Source organism: Acidovorax sp., from assembly GCF_046314175.1.
In the GTDB taxonomy this organism is placed as follows: domain Bacteria; phylum Pseudomonadota; class Gammaproteobacteria; order Burkholderiales; family Burkholderiaceae_C; genus Acidovorax.
The window spans coordinates 79,398-94,518 of sequence record NZ_JBKBXG010000001.1; the positions used below are offsets into that span (position 1 = coordinate 79,398).

Annotated in this window: 10 protein-coding genes; all 10 read left to right on the plus strand. The window is 63.0% G+C overall.

The genetic code is table 11. The annotated features are described in order from the left end of the window. Nucleotides 1–159 precede the first annotated feature (159 nt). The 10 genes from glcE to ACK4OE_RS00380 all read left to right on the plus strand — a co-directional run bounded on the left by glcE (nucleotide 160) and on the right by ACK4OE_RS00380 (nucleotide 15,121). The gene (glcE, locus tag ACK4OE_RS00335) at nucleotides 160–1,302 is read left to right on the plus strand and encodes a glycolate oxidase subunit GlcE (RefSeq protein ID WP_409882267.1); all 1,143 of its coding nucleotides are present in this window, start codon (nucleotides 160–162) and stop codon (nucleotides 1,300–1,302) included. A 38-nt stretch (nucleotides 1,303–1,340) separates the two neighbouring features. Further along, nucleotides 1,341–2,150: a YoaK family protein gene (locus ACK4OE_RS00340; RefSeq protein WP_409882268.1), complete on the plus strand. Its 810-nt coding sequence runs from the start codon at nucleotides 1,341–1,343 to the stop codon at nucleotides 2,148–2,150. Nucleotides 2,151–2,196: 46 nt separating this feature from the next. Next, entirely contained in the window at nucleotides 2,197–3,450 is a 1,254-nt protein-coding gene (gene glcF, locus ACK4OE_RS00345) for a glycolate oxidase subunit GlcF (protein ID WP_409882270.1), read from the plus strand. A 129-nt stretch (nucleotides 3,451–3,579) separates the two neighbouring features. Further along, nucleotides 3,580–4,611 carry a ProQ/FINO family protein gene (locus tag ACK4OE_RS00350; protein ID WP_409882272.1) on the plus strand — a complete coding sequence of 344 codons (1,032 nt, stop codon included), beginning with the start codon at nucleotides 3,580–3,582 and terminating at the stop codon, nucleotides 4,609–4,611. Nucleotides 4,612–4,784: 173 nt separating this feature from the next. Continuing rightward, nucleotides 4,785–5,291, plus strand: a complete 507-nt coding sequence (locus ACK4OE_RS00355; protein ID WP_409882363.1) for a GyrI-like domain-containing protein — start codon at nucleotides 4,785–4,787, stop codon at nucleotides 5,289–5,291. Nucleotides 5,292–5,421: 130 nt separating this feature from the next. Continuing rightward, the gene (locus ACK4OE_RS00360) at nucleotides 5,422–6,159 is read left to right on the plus strand and encodes a helix-turn-helix transcriptional regulator (RefSeq protein WP_409882274.1); all 738 of its coding nucleotides are present in this window, start codon (nucleotides 5,422–5,424) and stop codon (nucleotides 6,157–6,159) included. Between the two features lie 25 nt (nucleotides 6,160–6,184). Then, a complete protein-coding gene (locus ACK4OE_RS00365; RefSeq protein ID WP_409882276.1) occupies nucleotides 6,185–6,934 on the plus strand; it encodes a hypothetical protein in 750 nt (249 codons plus the stop codon). Between the two features lie 319 nt (nucleotides 6,935–7,253). Further along, nucleotides 7,254–9,800, plus strand: a complete 2,547-nt coding sequence (tssI, locus tag ACK4OE_RS00370) for a type VI secretion system tip protein TssI/VgrG (protein ID WP_409882277.1) — start codon at nucleotides 7,254–7,256, stop codon at nucleotides 9,798–9,800. 63 nt (nucleotides 9,801–9,863) lie between these two features. After that, a complete protein-coding gene (locus tag ACK4OE_RS00375) occupies nucleotides 9,864–10,292 on the plus strand; it encodes a DcrB-related protein (protein WP_409882278.1) in 429 nt (142 codons plus the stop codon). Nucleotides 10,293–10,402: 110 nt separating this feature from the next. Next, complete coding sequence (locus tag ACK4OE_RS00380) at nucleotides 10,403–15,121, plus strand: RHS repeat-associated core domain-containing protein (protein WP_409882279.1); 4,719 nt, start codon at nucleotides 10,403–10,405, stop codon at nucleotides 15,119–15,121.

Consider the following 15,121-nt stretch of genomic DNA (forward strand, 5'->3'; position numbering starts at 1 on the left):
GGGTGCTCGTTTTCTGCTTTGGCGGATCGCTCAAGCACCTCCACCAGCCATTCCCCAGTCCTGCGCAAGCCCACCGACGGGTCATTTGCACGCGTGCTGTTCAAAAAATTCACGCGGTTTGCTCGCCCGGCTGCGCACCGCTGCCGCTAGGATGCGTGGATGGACTCCTCCCTTGCCCACATCGCGGACCGCGTGCGCGCTGCCGCCGCCGACCAGACCCCTTTGCGCATTCGTGGCGGTGGCACCAAGGACTTTTTTGGCCTGGCGCTGCACGGCGAAGTGCTGGACACCCGGGTGCTGCGCGGCATCGTGAGCTACGAGCCCAGCGAACTGGTGGTGACGGTCAAAGCGGGCACCCCGCTGGCCGAGCTGGAAGCCGCCCTTGCCGAGAAGGGCCAATGCCTGCCCTTTGAGCCCCCCCATTTCACCCAAGCCCCTGCAGACGGAGCGACTGACGGCGCCACCGTGGGCGGCATGGTGGCGGCGGGCCTGTCGGGCCCGGCACGTGCCAGTGTGGGCGCTGTGCGCGACTACATGCTGGGGGTCACGCTGCTCAATGGCCGGGCCGAGCTGCTGACCTTTGGTGGCCAGGTGATGAAGAACGTGGCGGGGTACGACGTGTCGCGCCTGATGGCGGGCGCCTGGGGCACGCTGGGGCTGATCACCGAGGTCAGCCTCAAGGTCTTGCCCGTGGCGCCCGGCGAGGCCACGCTGCGCTTTGAATGCAACCAGGCCGATGCCCTGCGCAAGCTGCACGCCTGGGGCGGCCAGCCCCTGCCGTTGAACGCCAGCTGCTGGGTGCAAGACGGCGAGGCAGGCTCTGGCACGCTGACTGTGCGCCTGCGCGGCGCCGTGGCCGCGGTGGAGGCCGCATGCCGCAGCATGGGCGGCACGCGCCTGGACAACGCCACCGTCGCGCCGAACTGGGCCGCCTGCCGCGATCAAACCCTGCCCTGGTTTGCCGCCCGCGCCCAGCGCCCCGGCCATGCCCTGTGGCGCCTGTCGGTGCCCGCCACCGCACCGGTGCTGACGTTGCCCGCCGGTGCGCAGCCGCTGGTGGAGTGGCACGGCGCCCTGCGCTGGGTGCAAGCGCCCGAGGCCGCAGGCGACGACCTGCGCGCCGCCGCCGATGCTGTGGGTGGTAATGCTTCTGTTTTTGTAGCTGCTAGCGCAGGTGGGATAAGCGCTAGAGGCCAATTTGACTTGAAATCCCGCGCGCTGGAGCAAATCCACTCCCGCCTCAAGCACAGCTTCGACCCCGCGGGCATCTTCAACCCCGGCCGCATGGCGCCGGGCTGGTGACGGCTGCCGGGCTCCGCCGGGCTCTTTTCACGCTTCGCATGCGACGCCTGCGCCACCTCACCGGACACCACCGCACGGTGGCCAGCAACCGCGTGCTGGGCCTGCTGCTGGCGTTCAACGCAGGCGCCGTCAACGCGGGTGGATTTTTGGTGGTGCACCTGTACACCTCGCACATGACCGGGTTCGTCTCCATGCTGGCCGACAACCTGGTGCTGGGCAACATGGCCCTGGTGCTGGGCGCCGTGGGCGCGCTGCTGGCTTTCATCAGCGGCGCGGCCACCACGGCCGTCATGGTGAACTGGGCGCGCCAGCGCAAGCTGCACAGCAGCTACGCGCTGCCCCTGCTGGTGGTGGCTGCGCTCATGCTGGTGTTTGGCTTGGTGGGCGCCATCACGCTCAACTGGCGCACGCCATTTGCCGTGCCCACCACGGTGCTGCTGCTGTCCTTCATCATGGGGTTGCAGAACGCCACGGTCACCAAAATGTCCTCGTCCCAGATCCGCACCACCCACATGACGGGCGTGGTGACCGACCTGGGCATCGAGCTGGGCAAGATGCTGTACTGGAACCGCACCGGCACCCCGCCCGAATCGCAGGTGCGCGCCAACCAGGCCCGGCTGCGGTTATTTGCCGGGCTGCTGGCGATGTTTCTGGTGGGCGGCATTGCAGGCGCGGCGGGCTTCAAGCATGTGGGGTTTGTGTTTGTGGTGCCGCTGGCATTGGTGCTGCTGGCCCTGTCGCTGCCGCCGCTGTGGGCCGACCGTGCGCGGCTGCGGCATCCGCTGCGCAAATCGCCTGCAGCCGGTCTGCCGCTGGACCCGCCGCCCGATCCACCGGCCATGCGCTGAACCTGCTTCTTTCCCCCCATTCGCTATCCCGTCCAGGCTGCACCCCATGCAAACCCAACTTTCCCCCGAATACGCTGCCCGCGCCGATGGCCTGGAGGCCGAAGCCATCCTGCGCAAATGTGTGCACTGCGGCTTTTGCACCGCCACCTGCCCCACCTACCAGCTGCTGGGCGACGAGCTGGACGGCCCGCGCGGCCGCATCTACCTCATCAAGCAGGTGCTTGAAGGCGACGAGCCCACACGCAAGACGCAAATGCACCTGGACCGGTGCCTGACCTGCCGCAACTGCGAAAGCACCTGCCCCAGCGGCGTGCAATACGGCCACCTGGTCGACATCGGCCGCAAGCTGGTGGATGAAAAAGTGCCCCGTCCCCTGGGTGAAAAAGCCCTGCGCTGGGCGCTGAAAGAAGGCCTACCGTCGCCCCTGTTCGCCCCCGCCATGAAGGCCGGGCAAATGGTGCGCGGCCTGCTGCCCGCGTCTTTGAAAGCCAAGGTCCCTGCCGCGCAGGACGCGGGCGCCTGGCCCTTGCGCGAACATGCGCGCAAGGTGCTCATGCTGGCCGGGTGCGTGCAGCCGGCCATGATGCCCAACATCAACTCCGCCACAGCGCGCGTGCTGGACGCGGCGGGCATCCAAGCAGTCATTGCGCCCAAGGCCGGTTGCTGCGGCGCCGTCAAGTTCCACCTCAACGACCAGGACGGCGGAAAGGCCGAGATGCGCGCCAACATCGACGCCTGGTGGCCGCTGGTGGAGGGTGGTGGGGTCGAGGCCATCGTGATGAACGCCTCGGGCTGCGGCGTCACCGTCAAAGAGTACGGCCACATCCTGCAGGCCGACCCCCAGTACGCCGCCAAGGCCGCGCGCATCAGCGCCCTCACACGCGATTTGTCCGAACTGCTGCCCGCATTGCTGCCCGAGCTGGCGCGCACCCTGCGCGGCCGCGTGCCGCCGTCCGACGTGCTGTATGCCTACCACCCGCCCTGCACGCTGCAGCACGGCCAGAAGCTGCGCGGCGGGGTCGAGACACACCTTGCGCAACTGGGTTTCAAACTGCGCGTGGCGCGCAACGAACCGCACCTGTGCTGCGGCTCTGCCGGCACGTACTCGGTGCTGAACCCGGACCTTTCGTACCAGCTGCGCGACCGCAAACTGGGCGCCCTGGGCGAGGCCTTTGGCGAGCAATCCCCGGACGCCATCCTGTCGGCCAACATCGGCTGCATCACCCACCTGCAAAGCGGCACGGCAACGCCCGTGCGGCACTGGGTGGAGGTGCTGGACGAAGCGCTGCGCGCGGGTTGACGGACGCACGCAACGCGTTGGCAACGCTGCACGCGCCCCGCGCAAAGTAAGCAGCGCCAAAGGCTGTTTGCCGGTTTCAGTCCAACACTGGCATGATCGAGGGTTTTCTTGCCCCCACTTCGCACAGCCATGACCGATTCCGCGTCCGCACAAGAACAACTGAACGCAGCTCCCGCGCCACTGGCCGATGGGGTTGCTGCAGTGCCAGCCGCGGCTGCGTCTGCAAACGCGCCTGCACGCGCCGGCGCCCCCCGCCAGCGTGACGACAGCCCGCGCCGCACCGGCGGTGACCGCCGCAGGACGCCTCGCCGTGTGCCTGGGGCTCCCGGAGCACCCGGCGCTGCTGGCGGTGCGCCATCAGGCGCCCCCGCATCTGCCGACGCAGCAACAACGCGCGCGCCGCTGCGCACGCACCCCATGCTGGAGCAACTGGCGGCCTTGTACCCCGCGCTGTTTGGCGCGGTGTTCCGCCCGCTCAAGCGCGGTATTTTTCAGGACCTGCTGGCCGCCCACCCGGATGTCTTTGAGCGCGATGCGCTGAAGGTAGCGCTGGGCATTCACACCCGTTCCACCCGCTATCTGCAAAGCGTGGCCGCCGGCGACAAGCGCCACGACCTGCAAGGCCAGCCGGTGGAAGACATGGCGCCCGAGCACGTGCACCATGCGCTGCTGGAGGTGTACCGCCGTCGCAAGTCCCGTGGCACCGACGACCTGCTGCCCAAGCTGCGCAACCGCATGATTGCCGCGTTCGAAGCCTCAGGCCTGACCCGCGAGGCGTATACCGAACTGGTGCAAGGCCGTGACGAGACCGCCAACGCCATTCTTGAAGAAGCGTTTGGCGAATGGTCTGCACGCAACGCCAAGGACGAAGCCCTGCTGCGCGCCTTTGAGGCCAGCGGCCATACGCTGGAAGCCTTTGCCGACATGTACGGCATGGTGGCGCGCACGGTGGGCCAACAACTCGAACGCGCCCGCCGTCGGCAGTCAGACGAGGCTTTGGCGGCTGACGCCGGTGCGGCAGTAGCGGCTGCGGCGGATGACACGGCTGCTGCAGCGCCTGATGCTGACCAAGCCACTCCGGTCGAGCTCGATGCGGACACTGCCGCAACGACCGCAACGCCCACCACTGCAGATACAGCACCAGCACCCCAGGCGCAGTAACGGGTCAGCGCCGCAAGGCGCCCATAACCGCCATGGGCATTTGTGCCACGCCCTGCATTGGATTTGTGGGCACGGCCGCACGCTACTGACACCAGGTTGTCAGTAGCCTGGCGGCAGCATCCCTCTCTCACCGAACCACCGTGTTTCACTGATTGAGAGAGTCCGCCATGCAGATGTTGTCCCCTGTTTCCGTTCCTCTTCCTGTTCAAGTCCCGGCTTTTGATGTGGTCGGTGTTTCCGTCCGCACCCGCAACAGTGACGAGTTGGACCCCGCCACCGCGCGCATCGGTGGGCTGTGGGACCGCTTTTTCAGCCAGAGTTGGGAACGCAACCTGCCTGCTGCGGGCCAGGACGGCCTCATCTACGGCGTCTACAGCGCGTATGAATCCGACCAGTACGGCACCTTTGAGGTGACGGCCGGTGTTCCGTGCCGCCCAGCCCGAGACGGCAGCGACGCTGGCAACACATCCGATGCCGTGCGCGTGGTTTCCATACAGGCGGGCAACTACCTGGTGTTTCGCGGCCAGGGGCCGATGCCGCAGATGGTGATCGACACCTGGGGGGAGATCTGGCGCTACTTTGCCGACAATCCCCATGTGCAACGCCGCTTTGGCACCGACTTTGAGGCCTACAGCGGCCCGGACCAGGTAGCGATCCACATTGGTATCGTGGGCGGATGACGTGACTCAGTGCACGTTGGGGCCGACACCGTGCTCAATGGTGCATCGATGAATATGTCAATATTGATAGCTGCTAGCGCTTATGAGATAAGCGCTAAAGGCCAAAAACACCCAAATTTCAAAGCCCGCAATGCGCCGTGCTGACCGCCTGTTCCAGATCGTGCAGCTCATCCGCGGGCGCCGGCTGTCCACCGCCGCCTTTCTGGCCGAGCGGCTGGAGGTGTCCCCCCGCACCATCTACCGCGACGTGGCCGACCTGCAGCGCCAGGGCGTGCCCATCGAGGGCGAGGCCGGCGTAGGTTACCGCCTGGGCGCAGGGTTTGACCTGCCCCCGCTGATGTTCAGCCAGGGCGAGGCCAACGCCCTGGTCGCCGCCGCCCGGCTGGCGCAGGCGTGGCTGGACGCAGGCTTGGCGCGCGAGGTGGAAGGCGCCCTGGGCAAGATCCTGTCGGTGCTGCCTCCCGCAGCGCGCGCAGCCGCCGAGGCACAGGCTCTGTATGCCCCGGCCGTGGGCCTGGACCCGCGCGCGCAGGCCACGTTGCAGACGCTGCGCGAGGCCGTGCACAGCCGCCATGTGGTGCACATCGACTACGCCGACGTCCACGGCCGCCCCACCGTGCGCCGCCTGCGCCCGCTGGGCTGCTTTTACTGGGGCAAGGTCTGGACACTATCCGCCTGGTGCGAGCTGCGCAGTGACTTCCGGGGCTTTCGCATCGACCGCATCGTGAATGTGGCGGTGCTGGACGAGCAGTTCCAACACGAAGAAGGCAAGACGCTGGCGGATTTGCTGCGCAAGGTGGAGGCGGAGATGGCGCAATGCCCGCCAGAGGTATCGGCTACGCACCCCGTCCAGGTCGCTGCGCCATGATGCACGTGCAGTGTTTCGCTCATTGATGCGGTCCGTTTTTGCCGTTGGACTCGGCGCCGCAGGTGCCCTGTTGGGTGTGTTCGTCACCATAGGGCTGAATCGGGCAGTGTCCATGGGAGGGCCGATGGGCATCAGCTTCTCGCCCGTTGCTGAACTGGTGGGCACCGCACTGGCTGTGGGGCTGGTGTTGCTCGGTCGCGCCGTGCACCCGGGCTCGTTGCGTGCCATCGGCCATGTAGTGGTTGCGTGCGCATTCTGGACGCTGGTGCATGTAGGAGACAACGCGTGGCAGTTCCCCACCGACGACGGCGCGTTCTATTCGCTCAAGACCATGGCGATGGGCGGAGGGTATGAAGGACTGATCTACCCATCAGCGTGGCAGCACACATTGGCTTTCGCCATGACAGCGGCCTGGCTCTATGCCGGTGTGGTGCTTGGCAATGCGCGCCAATGGGCCAGCAGTTGCGCGATGCAGCGCTGGGGCATCGCTGCGCGCAGCGCCGTTGTGGCCGCAGCCGCAGCGTTGCTGCTGGCGGGGCTGGGGGCCAGCTACATACAGTTGGCGGCTTTGGCCCAGGCCAGCGACTGGGCGACCCACTGGCGCACCTGGGCCTTGCCCACACCTGCGCTGGGCTTTATCGGCTTGCTGGCCCATTGGGCGTGGCGAAAACGGTATTGGCGTCTCGTGGTGTTGGTGGGCGTGGCCGGATTTGCCTGGCTGCTGGTGCTGTGCACCACGTTGGGCGGCTATTTTGACGTCATGCGGCTGGTTTAGGGATGGACTGCAATAGCTCCCAGCGGTCTGTGATAGCACGGCCTCGGGCTATACGCACTACCACCGACGTGAGAGGGTTATGCAGGCCACCCTTAACGCCAGTTAGAAATGGTTGCAGGGCTATGTAGGCCACACCGCATAAAACCATCAAATATTATGAGAATGTTGCAAAACGTCTCGAAAATTCCTGATTGGTAACCGAAGTTACTTTTTGCGGTAATTTCGTTGAGTTAATGGTGCTTGTTGTCACCGGAAAATGCAGGGCTGGCCGCTATCATGCCCACCAATTTGCACTAACCGGCCAGACAGTCTGCAGCACATGAACCGTCGCGTCACCATAGAAACGCCCCTGGGCGACCAGCTTAAATTCCGGCAGCTCCAGGGCACCGAAGAAATCAGCCAGCTTTTCACGCTCGATGTGGACCTGCTCAGCGAGAGCAAAAGCATTGATCCCAAGGCGCTACTGGGCAAAAACGCCACGGTGGTGGTGGAGACGGAAGGCGGGGGCAAGCGGTACATCGACGGCATCGTCACCCGGTTTGGCATGCAGGGGCAGGACCACCGCATGTTTTCGTACCGGGCGCGTCTGAGCCCCTGGTTATGGCTGGCCACCCGCAAAAGCGATTTCAAGATATTCCAGAACAAAACCGTACCGGAAATCATTGAAGAGGTTTTGGCCAAATATGGCCACCCGCTGGATAAAAAACTCAACCGCAGTTACAGAACCTGGGATTACTGCGTTCAATACAACGAAACAGACTGCCAGTTTGTTTCTCGCCTCATGGAACATGAGGGCATTTACTATTACCACCAGCACTCTGCAGGCCAGCATGTGCTGACGCTGGCGGACGACATCGTGGCGTCGCACAGCCCCTTGCCCGGTGCCGCGTCCATCCCCTTCTACCCGCCTGAAAAGGCAGCAATATCCGACCGCGAATGTGTATCTGCCTGGGAGCTGGCTGAAGAAATCAAGTCCGGCCGCCACTACAACGACGACTACGATTTCAAAAAACCCAAAGCCGATTTGTCGAATATGCGCAAAGACCCCCCGGGCCATGCGCACGACAGCCACGAGATTTATGAATGGCCCGGCGGTTACACCGAATATGGCGACGGCGAAGCCTATGTGCGGGTGCGGCTGCAGGAAAACCTCACCAAGCAAAGCGTGGTGCAGGGCAAATCCAACTGCCGAGCGCTGACCCCCGGCTACACCTTCAACCTTGAGAACTACCCCCGCGGCGACCAGAACCAGCAGTACCTCATCACCTCGGTGCAGTACCACTTCCAGGAGAACCCCGAGGTCAGTAGCGTGGCCAAACCCACGCCCAAGACCACCAAGGACGAGATCGGCTCCATTCAGCGCCTGGTGCTCAAGGCCCAGCCCACCAGCCTGCCTTTTACGCCCGCGCGCGTCACCCCTAAGCCCCGCAGCCAGGGCCCACAAACGGCAGTGGTGGTAGGGCCGCCCGGCGAAGAAATCTGGACCGACAAATTCGGCCGCGTGAAAGTGCAGTTCCACTGGGACCGCATTGGCGCCATGGACGAAAACTCCAGCTGCTGGATCCGCGTATCGCACCCTTGGGCCGGTGCGCGCTACGGCGGCATCTTCACGCCCCGCATCGGCCAAGAGGTCATCGTCGACTTCCTCAACGGCGACCCCGACTACCCCATCATCACCGGCCGCGTCTACAACGCCGACCAGATGCCACCGTGGGAGTTGCCCAAGCACAAGACGCAGTCCGGCTTTCAGACCAACTGGAGCAAGGGCGGCGGCGGCAAGCACATGCTGCGGTTTGAAGACCAAAAGGGTATCGAGCACATCGAGCTGTCCACCGACCACGGCAATACCCATCTGCACATGGGTTACCTGATGAACCAGGGTACCGAGGCCAAGCGCAGCTATGGCTTTGAGCTGCGCACCAATGAGTGGGGGGCCATTCGGGCGGACAAGGGGTTGTTGATCACGACCTATACGCAGGACTTCAAGCAGAAGGTTGCGCATGAGAACCCGGATGGGTTTGACGGCCTGGGCGAGGGCTTGGCGAACACCGCGTCCTTGATGGAGGAGGCTGGAGCGGCGGTGTCCGCCATGAACAGCGCCATTGAAGCCATTAATGGCCTCAAAACCTCGCACATGATGGAACTGAGCTCTGGAATTGCAGCGATGACAGGAGGTAAGGCCGCGATGGCCACGTTGTCCAAAGCTGCGGCGGCCATTGCCGCGCTTGCGGGTGGCGGAGGAGGAGGCGGGGCAGAAACATTGATGCCTACCAATACCGACCCGGCCATGCCGCAGTCGCAGGCGCTGCGCGAACTATCCAAGGACATCAGCAAGCCCGTCGTCTCCATCGTCAGTCCGGAGGGGCATTCGATGATCAGTCCCAAGCCGATCGTGCTGAGCTCGGGGCAGAGCGCGTCGATGCATGCCAAGCAGCACATCACGCTGTCCAGCGGCGCGCAGCTCACGCAGCTTGTCAAAGGCGGCATGCTGACGCACGTGTCCGAAGGCGGTCAGCGCAACACCGTGGCCAGCGGTGATATTGCCTCTGAGGCCCAGACCGGGAACATGAACCTCACCGCGCAGCAGAACATTACGCTGGCGTCCAAGCAAGACACCGCCACCGTCGTGGGCGATCAGAACGTCAACATCCAGGCCACCAAGGACTCGGTGCTGGTAAAGGCCGCCAAACACATTCGTTTGCAAGCGGGCGAAAGCATCACCTTAACGATTGGCGAAGGCGAGGGCGTCGCGTCGCTCAAGCTCACCGACAAGGGGGAGGTGGTCATCAAGGGCAAGAACGGGCTGATCAAGCTGAGTGAATTGCTGGATGTGCACGGGGCGCCGATACAGCTCAATTGTCCGTAGCGTGCTGCGCTTCGCAGCGGACGTTTGCAATCTGAACTCAACTGAAACTGAATCGGAAATTCGATGCACTACCAAATCAACGAGGGATCGTTCAACGTCCCCGATGGCATGCAAGACAACAGCATCAACCTGCTGCTCGCGGACCAGAGCGGGCTGGGATTTAACGTGGTGGTGACCCGGTCGCGGCTTGAGCCTGGGGAAACGTTCGAGCAACTGGTGGACCGCCAGTTGCAGATGCTTGGCCAGCAGTTCAGCAAGACGGAGATCAGTGACCGACGTGGGCAGAAGGACCCCTTGTCGGGGGAATTGAGGGCCGTTGAATATGCAGTGCAGTTCAAACAGGATGGCGCCATGGTTTACCAGCGGCAGATCGGCTACCTGCTGGGCGCCACCGGCAAGGTCGTCGTGATGACGGCGGCCGCTCAGGCGCCTCTCTCGGATACCCAACTGGCCCAGTGGCGCGCCATCCATTCCAGTTTCAAGCCCCATTAGAAAGTAGCGCATTCGTGCTGCATTGAGCCATGTTCTACATGGCAAGGGTTCTTGCCTCGGCTGCCCCACTGCCAACTCCGATTCAACCGCTTTCGCGCACCACTCACTTCATGAGCTCTTATCCCGCCGCTGCACGCATTGACGACCCGATTGCGCACACGAGCGCAAATGCCCGCATGCTGCTGCAAATGGGGGGTGCGATCGGCGGCGGCATCGTGGGTGGTTTTGTCGGTGGCGCCATTGGGGGCGCTGTCGCTGCAGGGTTGACTGCCATCACGGGCGGCTTTGCCGCGCCTGCTGCGCCGGTCATCGTGGCTGCGGCAACGCTTGCGGGCACGCACTACGGCATGCAGGCAGGCGAAGCATTGGGCACGGCGCTAGCGGATTCGCTGTTTCCACCGGAGATTACCGGCAAGATCATCACAGGCTCCGAGAACGTCAAGATCAATGGCAAGAAGGCGGCGCGTGCCACCGACCAAATGCCGCTGGACAGCGTGCTGTGCAGCAAACATTACAGCCGCCCGACCAACTTCATTGCGCAGGGAGCCGCAGATCGCTCTGAGCAAACGCTTATTAACCACGCCCTCGCCGCCAGAAAAGATGACAAGGTTGAGTGCGGCGCGTATATCCACGATGGCTCCCCCAATGTTTTTATCGGCGGCCCGCCAGCAACAGTTCGGAAGTTCGACCCTGAAGGCAGCGCGTTTCTGCGTGGAGCGCTCTGGGTATATGGGACCTACAAGAGCTTCAAAAGCCTCAAGTGCCTGACGAGTCTCGTTAAGAACCCTCGGGCTGTGCTGCAGAACATCAAGTGCCTGGTGCAAGTGGGCCAGGCTGGGATGACCCTGAATGCCATCGCTGACATAGTAGCGAACCCGGTGCACATCGCCACAGGAGCCAAGTTACTCGCAGGGGATGAAGACCTGGACTTTGTACTTCCCGGTCGGCTGCCCGTGGTTTTTCAGCGCGTATACAACAGCCTTGACGTGCGGTCACAAGGCCATTTCGGCGCAGGCTGGAGCAGCCCCTACACGGCGGAATTGCATTTTGGCGCTGATGCGCAAGGGCTGCCCACCGTTACTTACTACGGCGACGATGGCCGCGATATCGAGTTTCCGACGCCCCCGCCGGGCGAGAGTTACTTCAGCGTACCGGAAGGTCTGGCGGTGTTGTGCAGCGAGGGCGGCGACTACGCCGTTGTGCTGCCCGACGGTCTGCATCAGTGGTTCGGAAAGTCCGCCGCCGCTGAAGCTGCGGGCCCCGGCGGGAGGGCCATACTGCGACTTCAGCGCGTGGAAGACCGCAACGGCAACTTCCAGGCGTTGCGCTATGACGAGTTGAATCGACTGGCCCATCTTGCAGACAGCACGGGTCGCTTGGTCGCGTTCGACTATTCCGCGGCGGCGCGGCAGCTATCGCAAATTCGCTTGGTGACGGGTGCTGACACCGGAACGCCCGAGCTGCCAGAGGTACTGGCGCGGTATCGCTATGACAGCCAAGGACAGCTGATCGAAGTCATTGGACGCAACGGTCAGGTTCGACGCCTGTTTGAGTATTCGTCCGGGCTGATGGCGCAGCATCGGCTTCCCTCGGGTTTGACGTGCAATTACCGCTGGCAGGTTTTTCCCCAAGACGTGGGAAACAGGCCAGGCCCTCATGCCCGTGTGGTGGAGCACTGGACAGACGACGGGGAGCACTACCAATTCCTATACGATTTGGCAGGGCGAACGACCACGGTGGTGGAGCGCATGGGCTCCGGCGAAGGTGCCCCAAGTCGTAGACGCATCTGGGCATGGAATAGTGATTACGAAATCACAACCTACACAGATGCTTTAGGCCAAACGCACACCCAAACCTGGAGCGACACCAAGCAACTGCTGAGCCAGACTGACCCACTCGGCCACACCACCACCTACGCGTATGACGAGGCAGGCAATCTGGTCCAAACAACAGACGCGCTGGGGCGTACCGAGAGCAGTCAATGGAGCCCCGCCCCCGCCAGCCTGCTTCTTGCCACCAGCGACGCAGCAGGCGCCAGTTGGCGGTATCACTACGACAACGATGGCAACCTGACGACCGAAATCGACCCTCTGGGAAATACCACCCGGTACGCCAATGATGAGCATGGTTTGCCAGTTGTCATCACAGATGCCCATGGCGGACGCAAGCAGCTCACCTGGGACGTACGCGGCTTGCTCACCAGCTACACGGACTGCAGTGGCAAAACCACTCGATATGTCTACGACAGGCGAGGCTACCTCTGCCAAGAAATTGACGCTGTGGGTCAAGCAACCGCCTTTGAACACGACGCCTACGGGCGTTTGCTTCAAATCACCTTGGCAGATGGCAGCAAACACGGCTACCGGTACGACGGGGCAGGCCAATGCGTGCTGGCCGTCGACGCGCTGGGCCACAGCACCAGCTACAGCTACAACCTGCGCGGCCAACTCACCGGGCGCAGCAAAACAGTAGGCAGCCTGAGTAGCAACATCCAGCTGGGCTACGACGCTGCAAGGCGCCTCGCCGCGCTCGTCAACGAAAACCGCCAGGCCTACCAATTCGCCTACGACGCGGCTGGCCATTTGGTGATGGAGACCCGCATCGACGGTACCCGCCACGTGCTGCACCACGACGCAGCAGGCCAGGTCATCGGCGTCACCGAACACCCCATGCCCCTGGGCCAGGGCGATGCTGTGCCCGGGCACGCAGACGTGCAGCCCATCCACACTCAACTGGTGCGCGATGCGGCAGGCCAGCTCATCCAGAAGAACATTTATACGCCGGGCGCCGGAACCGGCACGGCCGAAGCCCAGGCGCCAGTGCTTCAGACGCGGCTGGAATACCGCTATACCCCTGCAGGCGACCTGCAACAGGCCCAGCAGATCAGTCCTCAGGGCGAAGTGCAGTCCCAACACACCTGGCAATACGACAAACTGGGCCAGGTACTGCAAGAATCTGCGGAGCACAGCGTGCAGGGACAACTGCACAGCAGCACCCTTCACCACCAGTATGACGCCCTGGGCAACCGCATTGCCACCCAGTTGCCCGATGGCCGCACCCTCAACCACCTGTACTACGGCAGCGGCCACCTGCACCAGATCAACCTGGACGGCGCCGTGCTTGCCGACATCGAACGCGATGACCTGCACCGCGAAGTGCTGCGCACCCAGGGGCGTCTGGCAAGCCGCTTCGCATACGACCCGGTAGGCCGCAAAGCCGCCACCTGGGTTCGCCCCGCCATGCTGCGCGTGGGCTACGGCATCGGTAACGACCGGCATGCCAGCGCCGGTTGGAGCCCACACAGCGCCGACTGGAGCCAACGCCTGCAGCGCCACAACCCCGAAGACACCCTGCTCAAGCGCTATGGCTACGACAAGAACGGCGAGCTCACCAGCGCCGAACATAGCCAGCAAGGCCAGACGAATCACCGCTACGACCAAGACGGGCGCATCACGCACACCACCCAGACAGGGCGCAACGAACAGTTCCACTACGACCTGGCAGGCAACCGCATCAGCGCGCTGGAGGAAAGCAACCTCAGCACCCAGGGCAGAGGCTGGGTACAAAACAACCGAGTCAAGGTCCTGCAGGACAAGCGCTACGACTACGACGGCTTTGGCCGCCTGATCAGAAAGCGCATCGGCAGCCATACGGAGCAGCACTACCGCTACGACCAACAGCACAGGCTGACGCAAGTGGCAGTGGTGCGAGCGGGCAAAGACGGCCAACCGCAGAGTCAGCTCTTTAGCTACCAATACGATGCGCTGGGCAGGCGCATTGCCAAGACAGACAGCTTCGGCACGACAGTGTTCACGTGGGAGGGGATGCGGCTACTGCAGGAAAGCAGAGGCGCGCAGACCAGCACCTACATCTACGAGCCAGGAAGCTACGTGCCGCTGGCGCGCATTGATGGAAGCGGCGAAGTGGAGCCGCACCCGGCGGCGGCGCATGCCCTTGGCGGAGACGCAGAACAAGGCAAGCGGGGCAGCGTGCCCACGACCAACCCGGGTTGGAGCGACCGGTTCAACATTGCAACTGCAGCCAATGATGGGCCAACCCATACCTCTGCAAAAGCTGACGCAGCAACCGTCGCAACAGGGGCTCACACAGCGCAGGTGTATTACTTCCACACCCAGCCCAATGGGCTACCGGAAGAGCTGAGCGACAACAGCGGCAACTTGGTGTGGCAAGCTCAGTACACCACGTGGGGCAGCACGATCCGGGAGGAATGGCAGAGCTTTGACACGACTGGCCGACCCCAGCAGCATCTGGCAAGCCAGACCGCATCACTGCAGCAGAACCTGCGGATGCAGGGGCAGTACCTGGACAGAGAGACGGGGCTGCACTACAACACGTTCAGGTACTACGACGCGGACCTGGGGGCGTTTACGACGCCAGACCCGATTGGGCTCAATGGCGGAATCAACCTGCATCAATATGCACCGAATCCTGTCTTGTGGATTGATCCTTGGGGTTGGTCGCCATGCAACAAAAAAATTGCTGCACTGCGTAATGGCGGAAATGGAACGACAGTCAATGTAAAGACCAAAAAAGAGGCTGACGAATTGGTAAAAGCAGCATTTCCAGGTGCACAAAAAGTCAGAGGTATCGGTTCGCAAGATGCGCAAGGAATTCGAAAGCAACGGAAAATGGAGCAATTCAAGAAAAATGATGGGCAAGTGCGTTATCGCAAAGATTATCCTATCGACTCTAAAACTGGAAGGGTATATGGACACAGCGATCCCAAGGGGAACGGGCACGGGTCAAAGCCACATGTCAACATAAAAAAGGCGGATGGAAAAATGGTGAGAATTGATATTGGAGATTAA